We start from the raw sequence: 17,183 nt of genomic DNA, 5'->3' as shown, positions 1-17,183 counted from the left end.
TTGCCGCACGCAAGGACCCGGCCGGCCGGTACCGGCCACCCCTCCCTCGTACGAGTGCATCCACCACCTCCCGGCGGAACAGCGGGAGTTGGCACCCGGAGGGGCGATTACGCTAGGTCACGAGATACCCGCTCGCCGTAGCGGCAACCGCAGCCTCAGCCGTGAAAGGCCATGAGATGACGAACGACCTGCTCGACCGCAAGCTGGAGCGCGCCTTCACGCACCTGGACGCCGACGGGAGCGGCGTGATCGACGCCGCCGACATCATCGCGCTCGGCTCCCGGCTGCTGACGGCTCTCGCGGAGCCGGCCTCCTCGCCCAAGGCGGACCTGGTGATGGGCGGGCTGGCCGACTTCTGGCAGGACCTGTTCACCGAGCTGGACATCGACCGGGACGGCAAGGTCACGCCCGAGGAGTACAAGCTGGGCATGACCCGCCTGTACGCGCAGGGCGGGCCCGCCTACGACCGCTCGTTCCGGCCGATGATGCGGGCGATCCTGACGATCGTCGACACGGACGACGACGGGCGCATCAGCCCTCAGGAGTTCCACCGGGCGCAGGAGGCCTTCGACACGCAGCTCGGCCCCGCCGACACCGAGGCGCTCTTCCGGCGCATCGACGCGGACGGGGACGGCTCGCTGACGGTGGACGAACTGCTCGACGCGGTACGCGAGTACTACACCGGCACCGACGAAGACGCCCCGGGGAACCTGCTCTTCGGCGAGTTCTGATCCCGGGGCGGCCCCTCACGGGCGGGTGTCGGCTCAGGCGGCGGCGCGCTCGTCCTCGCCGACGAAGGTGCGCCACAGCTCGGCGTACCGGCCGCCGCGCGCCAGGAGTTCGGCGTGGGTGCCGTCCTCGACGACCCGGCCGCGGTCCATGACCACGACCCGGTCGGCCCGTGCCGCCGTGGTCAGCCGGTGCGCGACCACCAGGGTGGTGCGCTTGCCCGCGAGCCGGTCCGTCGCCTGGTTGACCTGGGCCTCGGTGGCCAGGTCGAGGGCGGCGGTGGCCTCGTCGAGCAGCAGAACGTCCGGGTCGACGAGCTCGGCCCGGGCGAGCGCGATCAGCTGGCGCTGGCCCGCGGAGAGATTGCGGCCGCGCTCGGCGACGGTGTGCAGATAGCCGCCGTCGAGGGTGGCGATCATGTCGTGGGCGCCGACCGCGCGGGCGGCGGCCTCCACCTCCGCGTCGCTCGCGCCGGGGAGCCCGTAGGCGATGGCGTCACGAATCGTCCCCGGGAAGAGGTAGGACTCCTGGGGGACGACCCCCAGACGGTGGCGGTACGCCGTGAGGTCCAGCTCCCGCAGGTCGGCGCCGTCGGCGGTGATTCGGCCGGAGGTCGGGTCGTAGAACCGGGCCACCATCTTGACCAGCGTGGACTTTCCGGCTCCGGTCTCTCCGACGAAGGCGACGGTCTGCCCGGCGGGTATCCGCAGGCTGATACCGGCCAGCGCATCTGCCTTCTCGCCCCGCTCCTCGGCCGTCCCGTACTGGAAGCGGACGTTCTCGAAGGCGATCTCGCCGACCGGCGTCTTCGGGGCGCGCGGCCGCTCGGGCAGCGGGGTGGTGGTGGGCTCGCGCAGCAGCCCCTGGATGCGGCCGAGGGCGACGGTGGCCTGCTGGTAGCCGTCGAAGACCTGGGAGAGCTGCTGGACGGGGGCGAAGAACAGGTCGATGTAGAGCAGGTACGCGACCAGCGCGCCGGTGGTGAGCGTCCCGGCCTCCACCCGGCCCGCGCCGACGATCAGCACGGCGGCCGCGGCGCCCGAGGACAGCAGCTGCACGAAGGGGAAGTAGACGGATATCAGCCACTGGCCGCGGACCCGGGCCTCGCGGTACGAGTGGCTCCGCTCGGCGAAGCGCTTGGCGCCCGAGCCCTCGCGGCGGAAGGCCTGGACGATGCGCAGGCCCGAGACGGACTCCTGGAGGTCGGCGTTGACCAGGCTGACCCGGTCGCGGGCGAGCTCGTAGGCGGCGACCGACCTGCGGCGGAACACGATCGTGCCGACGACCAGGACCGGCAGGGTCGCGAAGACGATCAGCGCGAGCTCGACGTCCAGGACGAGCAGGGCGACCAGGATGCCGAAGAAGGTGAAGACGGAGACCACGGCGGTGACCAGCCCGGTCTGCAGGAACGAGCTCAGCGAGTCCACATCGGTGGTCATCCGGGTCATGATCTTGCCGGTCAGCTCGCGCTCGTAGTAGTCGAGTCCGAGGCGCTGGAGCTGGGCGAAGATCTTGACGCGGAGGGCGTACAGCACGCGCTCGCCGGTGCGTCCCGTCATCCGGGTCTCGGCGAACTGCGCGGCCCACTGCGCGACGACGACCACGAGGGCGAGCCCGGCGGCCACCCAGACCGCGCCGAGCACGGCCTGCTCCACGCCCTGGTCGATGCCGTGCCGGATCAGGATCGGCAGGAGCAGCCCGGCTCCCGCGTCCGCGGCGACGAGGGCGAGGCTGATGGCGAGCGGCGCCCAGAACCCCTGGAGCAGGCGGCGCAGGCCGTAGCTCTCCTCGGCGGCCGCGGCGCGGGTCTCGTCGACCTCGGGCAGGTCGTCGGCGGGCGGCAGCGCGGCGACCTGGGCGAGGAGTTCGGGGGTGGCGGGCATCCCGGTAACGGACCCGGCCATGGAGTGCCCGGGCCCGGGCCCGCCGCTCCCGGCGGGGGCCGTGGTGGCGCCGACGGTCCCGGTGGGTCCGGCGGTGCTCTCGGCGTCCTCCTCCTGGCGGCGCCAGAGCTCGGGCGTGACCCCGCCGGCGACCCTGCGTTTGGCGTTGACGGGCTCGGAGTCGATCTCGGCTTCCAGCTCGATGCCGCGTTCGAGGTCACGGTCGAGCTCGCGCTCGAACTCGGTCATCACGCGGCCGTCGGGGGTGCGCGGCGAGGCGGCGCCGAGCGCCTCGGGGTCGGTGAGCAGCCTGCGGTAGAGCGCCGACCGGCTCTCCAGCTGCTCGTGCGTCCCGATGTCGGCGAGCCGTCCGCGGTCCAGTACGGCGATCCGGTCGGCCAGCGCGAGCGAGGAGCGGCGGTGGGCGATCAGCAGGGTGGTCCGGCCGGCCATGACGGAGCGCAGGGCCTCGTGGATCTCGTGCTCGACGCGGGCGTCCACGGCGGAGGTGGCGTCGTCGAGGAGCAGCAGCCGCGGGTCGGTGAGGATGGCGCGGGCCAGGGCGATGCGCTGGCGCTGGCCGCCGGAGAGGGTGAGCCCCTGCTCACCGACCGTGGTGTCGTACCCGGCGGGCAGCGCCCGGATGAACCCCTCGGCCTGGGCGGCGCGGGCGGCGGCCTCGATCTGCTCCTCGGTGGCGCCGGGGTGCCCGTAGGCAATGTTGGCGCGGATGGTGTCGGAGAAGAGGAAGGAGTCCTCGGGGACGAGGCCGATCGCGCCGCGCAGGGAGTCGTAGGTCAGCTCGCGGACGTCGTGGCCACCGACGCGGACCGTACCGCCGTCCGCGTCGTAGAACCGGGGCAGCAGGAGGGCGACGGTGGACTTGCCGCTGCCGGAGGACCCGACGACGGCGACGGTCTCCCCCTCCGCCACGGTGAGCGAGAACCCGTCGAGGACGGGCCGCCCGGGGTCGTAGCCGAAGCGGACGTCGTCGAACTCGACGGTGGCGGGGGCGTCGGCGGGCAGTTCATGGGTGCCCTCGTGGATCTCGGGCTCGGTGTCGATGAGCTCGAAGACGCGCTCAACGCCGGCGCGGGCCTGCTGGCCGACGGTCAGGACCATGGCGAGCATCCGGACGGGCCCGACCAGCTGCGCGAGGTAGGTGGAGAAGGCGACGAAGGTACCGAGGGTGACCTGCCCGTTGGTGGCCATCCAGCCGCCGAGGGCCAGCATGGCGACCTGGGCGAGCGCGGGCACGGCCTGGAGGGCGGGGGTGTAGCGCGAGTTGAGCCGGATGGTCCGTATCCGCCCGGCGAAGAGCTTGCGGCCCGCCTCGCGCAGCTTGCCGGTCTCCTGCTCCTCCTGGCCGAAGCCCTTGACGACGCGGACACCGGTCACGGCCCCGTCGACGACGGTCGCGACGGCTGCGGCCTGGCCCTGGGCCCACCAGGTGGCGGGGAAGAGCTTCTTGCGGCTGCGCTTGGCTATGAACCACAGGGCGGGTGCCATGAGCAGGGCGACGACGGTCAGCAGCGGCGAGAGCCAGATCATGATCCCGAGGGACATCCCGAAGAGCAGGAAGTTCCCGATCGTCATGGGCAGCATGAACAGCAGGCCCTGGATCAGCTGGAGGTCGCTGGTGGCGCGGCCGACGACCTGGCCGGTGTTCAGCTCGTCCTGCCGCCGCCCGTCGAGGCGGGCGATCGTGGCGTACATGTCGGTGCGCAGGTCGTGCTGCACGTCGAGGGCGAGCCGCCCGCCGTAGTACCTGCGTATGTAGGTCAGCACGTACACGAGCAGGGCCGCGGCTATGAGCATGCCGGCCCAGGGCGCCATGGGCTTGGTCTCGTCCCCGATGACGTCATCGATGATCACCTTGGTGACCAGGGGGACGACCGCCATGACGGCCATGCCGACCAGGGAGGAGCCGAGCGCGAGCAGCACATTGGTCCTGTACCGCCAGGTGTAGGCCGCCAGCCGCCTGCCCCAGCCCTGTTTTCCCCCGGTCGCTGTCTCTGCCGCCGCCACGTGAGGCCTCCCCGTTCGTCCTGACCTGCCGGAAGCGCCAACGCTCCGACCGGCGGATTTCATCCCGCCGCAACAATCGCACTGTCGTACGGCGGGGGCGCGCGGACCGCGTCCGACCGGGGCGGGAGACGGGGCGGGGAGGTGGCGAAGGGCGGCGGGAGGCCGTGCGGGGCGCGCGAGCAGGCGGTGCGCGGGCCTGTCAAGACACGACTTTCCGGATCTGGGCACGGCGGGCCGCGCTGCCGATGCTGGAAGCACAGCCGATGCCGACCGCCGACCGTGGTGGCGGGACCGAAGGGATCCAGGGCCATGAGCACTCACGAACACCCCCACCCCGCCGACCACAGCTTCGTGCAGCGGACCGCCCGCGCTGTCGTCCCCTTCGTCACCGCCTTCCTCGTCGCGCTGTTCGCGGCGAAGGCGGTGAGCCTGGTGACCGACAACGGGTGGACCCGGCTGGCGACGGCGGTCGGGGTGGCCGTGATCAGCCTGCTGTTCCACCCCTACGAGAGCGACGAGGAGGAGGCCGAGTCGTGACCGCCGCCCCGTGCTCCGCGGTACCGGTCAGGGGGCAGTCAGGGGCTTCACCACGGGGGGCTTCTCCAGCGGCTTGTTCTCGCAGCCGAGCGCGTCGGTGACGCGGCGGGCCATGAGGTAGGTGAGGGTCATCCTGCGGTCCTTGGCCGTCTGGTCCACGTCCGGCCGGGACGGGCCGAACGTGAGGTCCGCGGTGAGCCACACTTCCCGCGACTTCGCCCCGAGGTCACCCGGCATGTCGCACTGGACGAGCAGGGCCGAACGGCTGCCGTTCGCCGCGCCCCGCGCACCGTTCACCATGTAGGCCGAGTCGTTGGGGGTCGAGGGGACCGCGGCGTCCCGAAGGACCCACCCGGCGAGAAAGGTCGCGTTGGCGTCGCCCTGCTCGTCACCCGTGCTGTATCTGCACACGTTCGTGTAGAAGACGTCCTTCTTGGGGCTGATCACGGGCAGTGCGCGCTTCGCCTTGTCCACCAGTTGACTGGTGGGGCCGTAGTCCTTCGTCGTGAAGCCCTCCGTATCGAGCACTTCGCGCACGAGCGCTTCCTCCTCGGAGGGCGAAGCGATCCCGCACGGGTTCGCCGCCCTGGCCTCGGAGCCGCCGGAGGTGCACGACGCCAGCGACAGGACAACGAGGAGCACGGCCGTCGACCGTGCGAGGACCTTGAGCGCGTCAGGGCCGGAGGTGAGCACGTGCAGCCTCCCGACCTGTCGTGTACCCGTCGCCCGCCTCGTTCCTGGCGTGATCGAACGCGGGGTCTCCCTCCAGCTTCCGATCGTCTCTCCATGCGTCGAGCAACTTGTTGGTCCCCTCCATACCGGCCGAGTAGTTCTTACTGGAGTCCTGCTTGCTCTGTTCCTCGGCCGCGTCCTTGACGCTCTCGACCCAGTCGTACTTGGCCACATCGATCAGGGATCCTCCGATCGTGCTCACGACCGGAATCTCGCCGATGAGTCCGTTGACGCCGGCAGCCGTGTACTCGGCGGTGCCTTCCGCCCACTTGACCTGGTCGTCTTCCTTGTCCTTGTAGACGTCGGCCCCGATGCCGTTGAGGGCGCCGTTGGCCACGCCGATGTCGTGTGCGCGGTTGTCCCAGTCGGCGCTCACCGAGTGCGGGGAGTCGGCCTTGAACGGGGCGGCGGTCGCGAGCTGCTCCGCCGAGTACGCCTGCTCCGCCTCGACCAGCAGGGCGTAGGACGGGCCGTCGTCCGCGATGCCGCGCATCACGCGGATCAGGCTGCCCTGGCCCACCGCGATCTGGGCCTGGTCCCCCGATCCGTGGATGGAGTCGCTGCCCTTGATCAGGCCCAGGTCGGAGTTCTGGCCGCCGAGGATCTCGTGCGTGTCGCCGACGTAGTCGACCAGTGCCTTCGCCATGGGCCGGCGCAGGCCCTCCAGATCCTCCGGGAACTCGTCCCCGCCCATCTCGCTGTCGAGGAGCCGGATGGCGTCGTGCATCACGCGGGCCTGGCCCTCGGTGTGCGGGCCGGGCGCGCCCAGGCTCTCGCCGTCCACGTGGCCGGTGGCCGCCGCCTGGATGGCGGCGCCCAGGCCCGCCGTCTTGTCGACGTCCATCTCGATCGGCGGGCCGTAACCGGTCGAGATCCAGGGGTCCGGCATGTCACGGTCGGTGAGCATGTACTTCAGGTGCTCGTTCTTGTTGCCGGCCGCCTCGGGGTCGAGGAAGTACGTCGCCGAGTCCGGGTCCTTGGCCATGATGCCCAGGAGGCCGTCCAGCGGGTCGGAGACCAGGTTCGGGCGCTGGGAATCGTAGGCGTGGGAGTACATGTGCGGCTTCGACTTCTCGGCCTCGATCATGCCGTCGCCGAGGTCGTTGAGGAACTGCTTGCCGTAGCCGTCGCCGTTCGTCATCAGGGTGACGAGTGCCTGGTAGCCGTAGGTGGGGCGCAGGCCCTTGGCGACGAGCTCCGGGCCCTGCTCCTTGAGCCCGTTGACGAACGGCTTGTACGCGTAGCTGTCCGGATCCTTGGTGCCCGAGGCGATCGTTCCCGCGAGGCCGGAGTTGATCGACTCGTAGAGCTTCTTGTCGGCCGCCGAGGCACCGCGGTCGTTGGATGCCAGGTTCATCTGGTCCGCCAGCAGCAGGGTGTCCTTCGCCCCCAGCGCGTGCAGGTACGCCTCACCGAAGTGCGGGTCTGCCGAGTTCTGGCGCAGCACGTCGCTGTAGTGCTGCAGCTCCTCCGGAGAGGCCTTGCCCGAACGGATCTTGCTCGTCAGGGCCAGCGCCTCCACGGCCTCGACGTCGTTGACGGGCGTGGAATTGAAGCCGAACATCGAGGTGCCGTCGGCCCCCGACGCGTTGAGCAGGGCCGTCTTGACGTCCTGGTCGAACTCCGTGACCGCTTTGACCGTGTCGTTGATCCGGCTCGTCCAGGAGCGCTCGATCTCCGGGAGATCGGGGTCGTGGCGGATCGCGTTCACGCTGGCCGGGTCGGCCTTGGAGAAGTCGTAGCTCGCTGTGCCGGCGTCCGAGACCTTCATTCCGGCGGTCTTGGCGTCCGCCACGGCCGAGACCACCCGGCCCTTGAGGTCGGTGAACCTGGCGTGCGCGTCACGGAGCAGGGACTCCATGGCCAGGGCCTCCTTCTGCGCCGACGCGAATTCCTTGCGCGTCATGGAGGAGTTCGTGGCGGCGGTCGTGGCACTGGAGCCCAGCCAGCCGTTGCCCGCGGAGACGCTCTGGACCTCGTCCTTGTAGACGTCCTCCATGGTCTTGAACTGTGTCGCCATGGCCTTCCAGCCATCGGCGGCCGTGGTGAGCGCGGAGAGGTCCGTCTGCATGATCTCGGAGTAGTTCGGCACGTCTCCCCCTACAGTCCCGCGACCTTGGACTGAACGGGCTGGAAGCTGCTGCCCGTCAGCTGGTCGTTCCCGGTGAACAGGTTCGACGCGCCGCGCAGGGCCGTCTTCTCCGAGTTCAGGCGTCCCATCAGGCGCTTCACCTGGTCGTCCCAGTGCGTGTGCGCCTTCGACAGTCCTGCGGCCGTGTCCCAGCCGGTGAAGGCCTTGACCGCGGTCCTGGTGGGCTCGTCGGCCGCGTCCGCCGCCTTCGTGGTGCCGGGCTGCAGGACGTTCTCGATGGTGTTGGCCGCCTTCTTCTTCTCGGGCGGGGCCGTGGCCAGCACCCCGTACCCGCTACCGGTGCCGGGCGCCGGGGAGCCGCCCTGATCGGCGGGGAGCTGGTTCAGGCGCATCTGCGGCGACGGTTGCGTCGGCCCGGCCGTCTGCTGGTGCCGGCCCCATTCTTCCTCGAACGACACTGCTCCCCCTCGTGGTTCGTGCACGGCCCTGATCACCGGCCACCCTAACCAGCCCCGCGGGTGCCGCTAAAGGTGCGTCGGGGCAAACATGCGCAAGGTGGTCGGCAGGACCAGGACCGAGGGGCCCGGGGTGGTCAGGGCTTTCTTGAGGTCGGAGGTCAGGGAGTCCGGGGAGGTGGTGGCGGCCGGGACGCCGAAGGATTGCGCCAGGGCCACGAAGTCGGGGCCGGGCAGCTCCGTGCCGGTCGTGCAGCCGTAGTCGCGCAGGATGCCGTAGCCGCCGTCGTCCACGATCAGCCAGGTGACGTCGAGGTCGTGCTGCTCGGCCGTGGCCAGTTCCGCGACGGAGTACATCGCGCCGCCGTCGCCGGAGACCGCCAGGACCGGGGTGTCCGGTTCCGCCACGCACGCGCCGAGGGCCGCCGGGAAGGCGTAGCCGAGGCCGCCCGCGCCCTGGGCCGAGTGCATCGTGTTGGGGTGCTTCGGGTCGAAGGCGGACCAGGCCCAGTAGGACAGGATCGTCATGTCCCAGAAGGACGGGGAACGCGCGGGAAGGGCGGCCCTGATCGAGGCGAGGAGCTGCTGCTCGCGCGCCAGGTCCTGGCCGGCGAGGCGGGCCGCGATGTCCGCGAGAACCATGCGCACGCGCTCCGGGGCCGAGGGGTCCTCGCGCTCGGCGACCGTCTCCAGCAGGGCCTGGAGCGCCAACCGGGCGTCCGCGTGGATGCCGAGGCCCGCGTGGTTCGACTCCAGCTTGCCGAGGTCCGCCTCGATCTGGACGACCCGGCCCGTCGGGAAGAACGTGTGGTAGTTCGACGAGAGCTCACCGAGGCCCGAGCCGACGACCAGCAGGACGTCCGCGTCCTCCAGGAAGTCCGTCATGTGGCGGTCCTCCAGCCAGGACTGGAGGGAGAGCGGGTGGGTCCAGGGGAAGGCGCCCTTGCCGCCGAAGGTGGTGACGACGGGTGCGTTCAGCCGTTCGGCGAGCTGCTTCAGCTTGCCCGCCGCGTCGGAGCGGACGACCCCGCCGCCCGCGATGATCACCGGTCGGGCGGCGTTCTCCAGCCAGTGGGCGGCGAGCGCCGTGAGCTCGGGCCGCGGCGCGAGCTCGTGCGGGGTCGCGTCCACGCCCGTGACCTGCGGGACGATCGTCTCGGCCCGCAGCACGTCCTCCGGGATCTCGACGAACACCGGGCCGTGCGGGGCGCTCAGCGCCGACTCCCAGGCCTCGGCGATCACGGAGGGGATCTGGGAGGGGGTGCGCACCGTGTGGACGGACTTGACCACGTCCCGGAAGGACGCCGACTGGTCCCGCAGCTCGTGCAGGTGTCCGCGCCGCCCCCCGCCCAGGCCCACCACGGGGACCTGCGAGGAGATCGCGAGGACCGGCGCGGAGGCGGCCGCCGCCTCCGCCAGGGCGGGCAGCGCCATCAGCGCGCCCGGGCCGGTGGAGAGCAGCAGCGGTACCGCCTCGCCCGTGATCCGGCCGTACGCGTCGGCTGCGAAGCCCGCGTTGTTCTCCGTACGCAGGCCCACGAGGCGCAGGTCGGAGCGGCCGACCGCGTCGAAGAGGGCGAGCGCGTGCTGCCCCGGCAGACCGAAGACCGTGGTCGCGCCGAGGCCGCGGAGCGTCTCCACGACCAGGTCCCCGCCCGTCCGCCCCGGCGGCGGCGCGAGCGCGGCCGCCTTCTGGGCTTCGGTGGGACGGAGTACCAGGTCGTGGTCGTGCGTCACTTCGCTTACTTGCCCTTCGCCTGCGCGATCTGTCGCGACATGATCGTGGTCAGCTCGTACGCGGTGTGCGAGGCCGCGACCGAGGTGATCTCGGCGTGATCGTACGCCGGGGCGACCTCGACGACGTCGGCGGAAACGAGGTTGCAGGAGGACAGGCCGCGGATGATCTCCAGCAGCTCGCGGGAGGTCATGCCGCCCGCCTCCGGGGTGCCGGTGCCGGGCGCGTGCGCCGGGTCGAGCACGTCGATGTCGATGGAGATGTACAGCGGGCGGTCGCCGATGCGCTGGCGCAGCTGGTCGGCGACCTCGTCGGCGCCGCGGCGGTAGACGTCGGCCGAGGTGACGATGCCGAAGCCCATCTTGGCGTCGTCGTCCAGGTCCTGCTTGCCGTACAGCGGGCCGCGCGTACCGACGTGGGAGAGCGCCTCGGTGTCGAGGATGCCCTCCTCCACGGCGCGGCGGAACGGGGTGCCGTGGGTGTACTCGGCGCCGAAGTAGGTGTCCCAGGTGTCCAGGTGGGCGTCGAAGTGGAGCAGGGCGACCGGGCCGTGCTTCTTCGCGACCGAGCGGAGCAGCGGGAGGGCGATGGTGTGGTCGCCGCCGAGGGTCATCAGGCGGGAGCCGGCGCCGAGGAGCTCGTCGGCGGCGGCCTCGACCTGGTCGACGGCCTCGTTGATGTTGAAGGGGTTCACCGCGATGTCACCGGCGTCGGCGACCTGCGCGAGCGCGAAGGGGGAGGCGTCCTGGGCCGGGTTGTACGGGCGCAGCAGGCGCGAGGCCTCGCGGATGGCGTTGCCGCCGAAGCGGGCGCCGGGGCGGTAGGACACGCCGGAGTCGAAGGGCACGCCGATGACGGCGACGTCGGCGGAGCCGACCTCGTCGAGGCGGGGCAGGCGGGCGAAGGTCGCCGGGCCCGCGTAGCGCGGGATGCGGGAGGAGTCGACGGGTCCGCGCGGCTGCGTGCTCATGGCTGTGCCTCTTTCTCTGGCCTGACGTGTGCGGTCCTTCGAGCGTAAGCGGGCTGCCCGGGGGTGGGCAGTGTACGTTTCATCCATCTGGCAGAGCTGAAATGTATGGAGTATCCATGACCGCCGCTCCCCGCGATCCGGAGTACGGCAACGGCCCCGCGGGAGAGCCGCTCACCCCGCCGGTGCTCCTCGCCTCGCTGCTCGCCGACCGGGAGCTCGGCCTGCGCCACCTCGCCGGGCCCGCCGCCGCCGGGGTGCACGGCGTGCACGCCTCCGAGATGCCCGACCCCTCCCCGTACCTGCTCGGCGGCGAGCTGCTGCTGACCGCCGGGGCGGGCCCCGCCGAGGACCCCGACGGGTACGTGGCCCGGCTGGCCGGGGCGGGGGCGGCCGCCCTCGGCTTCGGCGTGGCCCCGGTGCACGAGGAGGTCCCGGCCGCGCTGGCCGAGGCCTGTGCCCGGCACGGGCTGCCGCTGCTGGAGGTTCCGCCGCGGACCCCCTTCTCGGCGGTCGCCCGCGCGGTGGGGCGGCTGACGGCGGAGGCCCGCACCCGGGAGCTGCGCCGGATCACCGAGGCCCAGCAGGCCCTGGCAGCGGCCGCGGCCCGGCCCGATCCGGTCCCGGCGGTGCTGGCCCGGCTCGCCGCGAGCCTGGGCGGGTCGGTCGCGCTGTGGCCGGGTGGCCGGACGGCGGGCCCGGAGCTGCCCGCCACGGCTCGGGAGGCGCTGGCCGCGCTGCTGGCCCGGGTCGGCCGCGAGGGCGGGCCCGTCACCGCCACGGACCGGGCGGGCGGACACCATCTGGCCGCCTACGCCCTGGCCGGGCGGGCCGCGCTGGGCACCGCGACCCCGGCCCGCGCGCCCGGCGACCACACCGTGGCCTCGGTGGCCGCCGTACTGCTGACCCTGCTCACCGCCGAGCGGCCCGCCGGGGCCGAGGCCGCGGCCCTGACCCGGCTGCTGCTCGACGGGGATCCGTCCGCGGCCCTGGCAGCCGGCCCCTGGTACGCCGTCCACGCCCGCGGGAGCGGGGATCCGCAGGGCCTCGCGGCCGCGCTGGGCACCGTACTGCTGGACCCGCACGAGGGCGGCGTACGGCTGCTCACCGACCGGGAGCCCGATCCGCAGCCCGGCTGGCGGCTGGGGGTGAGCGCCCCGGCCGCACCCGCCGCCCTGGCCACGGCCGACGCCCAGGCCGAGCGGGCCCTGGGGCGCGCGGAGGCGGCCCGTTCCCCGCTGACCCGCCACACCGACCCCGGCTTCGCGGGCCTGGTCGGGGAGGCCGAGGCCCGCGCCCACGCCGAGGCCCTGCTCGGGCCGCTCTCCCCCGCCCTGCGGGAGACCCTGCGCGGCTGGCTGGCCCACCACGGCAACTGGGACCGCACGGCCGCGGCGCTGGGCGTCCACCGCAACACCGTCCGCCAGCGCCTCGCGCGCACCGGCGACTTGCTGGACCGGAACCTGGACGACCCGGACGTCCGGATGGAGCTGTGGTTCGCACTGCGGACGGTTCCGGAGTAGCCCAGCGGGCTAACTAAGCGATTTCGCCCATCCACATACGCCGCCCCAGTTCGTCGAGCTCTGCCCGGCGCTCTTCGTACTCAGGCAATGCCTGTCCCAGTAGCCGCCAGAAGTCCGCTTGATGCCCGGGCACCCGGACGTGGGCGAGCTCGTGAGCGACCACGTAGTCCACCAGATGCATGGGGAGCTGGAAGAGCGGCCAGCCGAGGCTCATCCGGCCGGGGCCGCGCTCGCTCTGACCGGGACGATAGCGCCCCCAGCGACTTCCCAGGTCGCAAACGTCCAGTGCGGGCTCGGCAACCGCCATACGAGCAGCCCAGGGCTGGAGCCGCCCCGCTGCCCAGTTTCGCCCTGCCCGGCAGTACCAGTCCACCAACGCGGCCCGCCCCCGGTCCGGGTCCTCGGCCTGTTCCCGGCCGATGACCAGGCGTCCGGCGATCAGCCGGATCCTGCCTGTCTCGGGCTCGTTCTCGACGATCCCCAGCCGGTATGTCCGCCCCAGGTAGCGGAAGACCTCGCCGTCCGTCAAACGCTTGGCCGGATTCAGCGGGCGTGTGCGCTCGCGCACCCCCACCTTGGTCACGACCCAAGACCGGTGGGCGCGGACGAAATCCTCCGCCTCCGCCACGGGCCGCCCCTGCGGGGCGTGCAGGGTCAGCCCCGCATCCGGCTCCACGGTCAGCGCGAACCGCTTACGCCGCCCGCTCACGCGCACGCGGAGCGCCAGCCCGTCGACCGTGAGCAGGTTCCCCTCGGCAAGAGACGGAGGGATTCGGTCGTCGGCGGGAGCGGTCACGGTCACCCGGCCTATTCTCCCCGGTACCTGGCCAGGAACTGTCGCTTGTTGTCCGCCGCGTACGCCGCGAGCCCTTGCGCGATGTCGTTCAGCGGAGCCCAGTCCGTGGCGGCCGGCCGCAGGCCGCCCTGGAGCAGCTGGGCGTGAATGATCTTCGCCAGCGCGCTGAGGTCCTGGTGCTGCCCCTGGTAGGACGCCTTGCCCATGGTCCGCGCCGCCATGTCGCACACCGCACCGACCAGGAGCCGGGTGTCCGCCACCTTCCGGACGACGCCCGGGTTGTCCGCCAGAAGCTTGTCGAGCAGTCGGTACACCTTCTGCTCCAGCGGGCTGAGTCCCGCGAGCGCCGGGTCCTCCTCGTCCTCCTGCCGGGCCTGCTCGAACAGTGGGCCGAACTCCTTGATCTGGTCATCGAAGCGTCCGGGCAGGTCCCGCAGGATCTCCTCCAGCCGCTCCGAGAGCCGGGTGTACTTCTCCGGGTCCTCCCTCTTGACCCGCTCCTCCAGGTGGAAGCGGAGCGCGTGCCCCATCTCCGCGGCGGCCTCGCGCGGCGGCATGGCGCGCACCGCGTCGTCGAAGACGGGGGAGGCGAGCGAGACGGGCGCGATGACCTGCTCGATCTCCGGACCCTCCAGGTGGTCGGCGATCATCGCGCGGACCTTGCGGCCGTAGCGGCGCAGCGTGAACGTCCCGCCCGGCGCGTCGCGGTAGAGCCTGCGGACGCGCTTCTGGAGCATCCCCCACCGGCGGGCGTCCGCCACGTGGGCCAGGCCGTCCTCGTGCGGCAGTACCCGTTCCAGTACCCGGAGGAACTCGTGGAGCACCTCGTCGTACCCGAACCGCACCGACTCGGGCTCGAAGACCTGCGCGGCCGATCCCAGGGCGGCGGGATCGGCGAGATCCGCATCCGTGATCCCGTGCGCACGCAGGAAGGCGCGTACCTTCTCGGCGGCCGGCGCCAGCCCTCCGATCTCCTTCGACAGGCTCAGCATGGTGTCGTCGACATCGGCCTGCTGGTACTCGGCCAGCGCTCCCGTCAGGTGCTCGAAGACACCGTAGTAGTCGACGACGTAGCCGATCTCCTTGCCCCGCATCGGCCGGTTGACGCGGGCGACCGCCTGGAGCAGCTCGGCGTCGCGGATCGGCCGGTCCAGGTAGAGCGCCTGCTCGCGCGGGGCGTCGAAGCCGGTGAGCAGCATGGACTTGACGATGAGGAAGGCGACGGGGCTCTCCGGGTGCACGGGATCGGGCACTGGCGCAGACTGCGCCTGCCGCGGACCGGTGGCCTCCTGGGACCAGGGGTGGTCACCGGCTGCTGCTGCCGCCGCAACGTCCTGCGCCGCCGTGTGGAAGGGCGTGGTGGTGACCCAGTCCGGTTCGGCGGGCAGATGCGGGAACGCCTGGTGGAAGCGCTCGACGTACGCGTTCTGCCGCTCCTTGTCCGTCCAGTGCAGCCACTCGCGGCGCTTGCGTTCCTCGCCCGGGGAGATCACCGGCACGAAGTCGATGCGGCGCAGCAGGGAACGGTACTGGTGGGCCTGGTAGAGGTAGCGCTCCCGCCGGGCCAGCTGCTCCAGCGGGGTCCCGGTCACCGACTCCGGGTCGAACGCGGCCAGTTCGATCATGAGGGCGTCGCGTGCCTGGCGCAGCGCGAGGTGGTACGCGACGGCCGCCTTCCGGCTGACGGCGGCGACCTGCGCCTTGAAGCCGCCTCCCGGCAGCACCCAGGTGACCCAGTGCTCCAGCATGTCCTCGGCCTTGGCCCGGATCATCGGCAGGGACTCGGCCACGTCGCGTTCGGTGGGCCAGCGACGCAGCAGCGCCTTGCGCTCCTCGTCCGTACGCCCCCGGATCAGGTCGGCGAAGTTCCGGTCCAGGCCTTCCTTGTCGAAGACCTTGCCCTCACCGGTACGGCCCTCGTAGCGGATGCGTACGACCACACCGTCGTGCTCGGCCTCCGCCATCCGGTACGTGTCGAGGAACCCGCCGAAGATGCGGCGGGTGTCCTCGGTCCGGCCGGTCATGATCGGCGTACCCGTAAAGCCGATCTTCGCGGCGTTGGGGATGGCCTTGCGCAGGGCCGCGTGCAGCACGCTGGTGTGCGAGCGATGCGCCTCGTCGACCAGCACGAGGATGTCGGAGGAGGTGTTGCACTCCGGGAAGTCCGGCTCGGCCGGCTGCGCGGCGGCCCGGCCTTCCTTCCTGTCCCGCTCGGCGGCCTCGTACTCGCCCGCCAGGTTCCGGTCGTCGCCGTCCCCGTCGCCTCCGTCCGCGGCGAACGCGCCCCCGGTCCCGTACTTCTGGATCATCGCGAAGACGACCCGCCGACCGCCGTCGCGCAGCAGCCCTTCCACCTGCGTACGGGTCTCGGCCGTCTCGACGTCGGACTCACTCAGCTTCAGAGTCCGGGAGAGCTGGTCCTGCAACTGCGTGCGGTCAGTGACCACGACCACCGTGAACTCACTGAGCCGGTGGTGCAGATGGATCCGGCGGACGAGGAAGGTCATGGTCAGGCTCTTGCCGGAGCCCTGGGTGTGCCAGATGACCCCGCCGCGCTCGTCGTCGGCCACGAGGGGGCCACGGGTCCGGCCGGTGAGCAGCTTGCGTACGGCCTTCTCCCCTGCCCGGTACTGCTGGTGCCGGGCGGCGGCCTTGACCGTGCGGGTCCCGCCGGCCTCGGTCTCGACGGGGAGCGGGATGACGTAGTGACGTACGAAAGTGAGGAGCGCGGCGGGCCGCAGGACGACGCCTACGAGCTTGTGCCGCTCGTTCAGTCTGCCGACCTCGCCGGGCAGCTCGGAGCGGAGCGTCGCTTCCTTCTCCGGCTCGATACTGCGCCAGGGATGGAAGTGGTCGGGCGTGGAGGTGACCGTCCCGAGATACGCGGTCTCGCCGGTCGCCGCGATCAGCAGCTGAACGGTGCGGAAGAGCTCGGGGACGCCGGCGGGCACGGGGAGATCGGTGCCGTCGCGTTCGTCGTCGACCGGATCGCCCGCGTAGTGCCGCAGGTCGAGTACGGCGCTGCGGATCGGGTCGGCGGCATCCGGGCTCTTGCACTCGACGGCGACGAGCGGGATGCCGTTCACGAAGAGGACTATGTCGAGTATCGACAGGTCGCCGGAGCGGCTGCGGACGCGGAGCTGGTCGACGACGGTGAACTCGTTGAGCCCGCCGCGCTCCTCGTGCCACTCGATGTACTGGACGGTGGCGGAGGCCCCGCCGTGCGCGGCGGACGGGCCGTTCAGGACGTAGCCGCTGAGCAGCAGGTCGGTGGCGGCGAAGTTGGCGTGCGCGACGCCCTTCCCGAGGGGGACGGCCGCCAGCTCCGCGATGCTGCGCCGGATGTCACTCTCGTCCATCCACGGCTCGCCGTCGGAGGCCCGGGTGTTGATACGGTCCAGGGCCTCGCCCAGCCGGTCGGCGAGCAGTGGGGTATCGGCGTCGAGTGTGCCGATCTCCTTGCCCGGGACGTGCGTCCATCCCATCGCCTCAAGCTGCGCGACGATCGGCCGCTCCACCTCGTCCCGCTCGACCTGCTGCGCCGCCATGCCCCCGCACCTTCCGCCCCGCCGCACCGCTGTGCCTGCTCAGGTGATCCATTCTGCGTCCTGAGGGGGTTGGAGGGGAGGGTTCCGGCCGCGCGGGACACGGCGGAGCCCGGTGACGTACCGGACAAGTGGGGTACGCCACCGGGTCGGGCGGGGTG

Annotated in this window: 11 protein-coding genes; 3 read left to right on the top strand and 8 right to left on the bottom strand. The window is 71.9% G+C overall.

Annotated features, from left to right (window positions below):
* Positions 1-176: 176 nt before the first annotated feature.
* Positions 177-731 carry an EF-hand domain-containing protein gene (locus tag ACIQZO_RS12015; protein WP_403623916.1) on the top strand — a complete coding sequence of 185 codons (555 nt, stop codon included), beginning with the start codon at positions 177-179 and terminating at the stop codon, positions 729-731.
* A 33-nt stretch (positions 732-764) separates the two neighbouring features.
* On the opposite strand, the gene ACIQZO_RS12010 is transcribed toward ACIQZO_RS12015, so the two are convergent.
* Positions 765-4,640 carry an ABC transporter ATP-binding protein gene (locus tag ACIQZO_RS12010; protein ID WP_403623913.1) on the bottom strand — a complete coding sequence of 1,292 codons (3,876 nt, stop codon included), beginning with the start codon at positions 4,638-4,640 and terminating at the stop codon, positions 765-767.
* A gap of 309 nt (positions 4,641-4,949) precedes the next feature.
* On the opposite strand from ACIQZO_RS12010, the gene ACIQZO_RS12005 reads away from it, so the two are divergent.
* Entirely contained in the window at positions 4,950-5,177 is a 228-nt protein-coding gene (locus ACIQZO_RS12005; protein WP_403623910.1) for a hypothetical protein, read from the top strand.
* A 27-nt stretch (positions 5,178-5,204) separates the two neighbouring features.
* Here ACIQZO_RS12005 and ACIQZO_RS12000 read toward each other — a convergent pair whose 3' ends face one another.
* From ACIQZO_RS12000 to speB, 5 genes are all read right to left on the bottom strand, one after another.
* A complete protein-coding gene (locus ACIQZO_RS12000; RefSeq protein WP_403623907.1) occupies positions 5,205-5,870 on the bottom strand; it encodes a hypothetical protein in 666 nt (221 codons plus the stop codon).
* The gene (locus tag ACIQZO_RS11995; protein WP_403623903.1) at positions 5,851-8,001 is read right to left on the bottom strand and encodes a hypothetical protein; all 2,151 of its coding nucleotides are present in this window, start codon (positions 7,999-8,001) and stop codon (positions 5,851-5,853) included. The genes ACIQZO_RS12000 and ACIQZO_RS11995 overlap by 20 nt, the downstream gene beginning before the upstream one ends.
* A gap of 8 nt (positions 8,002-8,009) precedes the next feature.
* Positions 8,010-8,459: a hypothetical protein gene (locus ACIQZO_RS11990; protein WP_403623900.1), complete on the bottom strand. Its 450-nt coding sequence runs from the start codon at positions 8,457-8,459 to the stop codon at positions 8,010-8,012.
* Positions 8,460-8,525: 66 nt separating this feature from the next.
* The gene (locus tag ACIQZO_RS11985) at positions 8,526-10,193 is read right to left on the bottom strand and encodes a thiamine pyrophosphate-binding protein (protein ID WP_403623898.1); all 1,668 of its coding nucleotides are present in this window, start codon (positions 10,191-10,193) and stop codon (positions 8,526-8,528) included.
* 5 nt (positions 10,194-10,198) lie between these two features.
* Positions 10,199-11,161 carry an agmatinase gene (gene speB, locus ACIQZO_RS11980; protein ID WP_403623895.1) on the bottom strand — a complete coding sequence of 321 codons (963 nt, stop codon included), beginning with the start codon at positions 11,159-11,161 and terminating at the stop codon, positions 10,199-10,201.
* A 116-nt stretch (positions 11,162-11,277) separates the two neighbouring features.
* Here speB and ACIQZO_RS11975 point away from each other — a divergent pair, with 116 nt between their 5' ends.
* Entirely contained in the window at positions 11,278-12,681 is a 1,404-nt protein-coding gene (locus tag ACIQZO_RS11975; protein WP_403623892.1) for a helix-turn-helix domain-containing protein, read from the top strand.
* 13 nt (positions 12,682-12,694) lie between these two features.
* Here ACIQZO_RS11975 and ACIQZO_RS11970 read toward each other — a convergent pair whose 3' ends face one another.
* Both ACIQZO_RS11970 and ACIQZO_RS11965 read right to left on the bottom strand, forming a co-directional pair.
* On the bottom strand, positions 12,695-13,483 hold the full coding sequence (locus ACIQZO_RS11970) for a M48 family metallopeptidase (protein WP_403623889.1): 789 nt from the start codon (positions 13,481-13,483) through the stop codon (positions 12,695-12,697).
* A 5-nt stretch (positions 13,484-13,488) separates the two neighbouring features.
* Entirely contained in the window at positions 13,489-17,025 is a 3,537-nt protein-coding gene (locus tag ACIQZO_RS11965; RefSeq protein WP_403623886.1) for a type I restriction endonuclease subunit R, read from the bottom strand.
* Positions 17,026-17,183: the final 158 nt, after the last annotated feature.

The sequence above is a fragment of the Streptomyces sp. NPDC097617 genome (assembly GCF_044761485.1).
Classification (GTDB): domain Bacteria; phylum Actinomycetota; class Actinomycetes; order Streptomycetales; family Streptomycetaceae; genus Streptomyces.
Note: the sequence above shows the minus strand (reverse complement) of the source record. Positions and strands in the feature narration are given on the sequence as shown.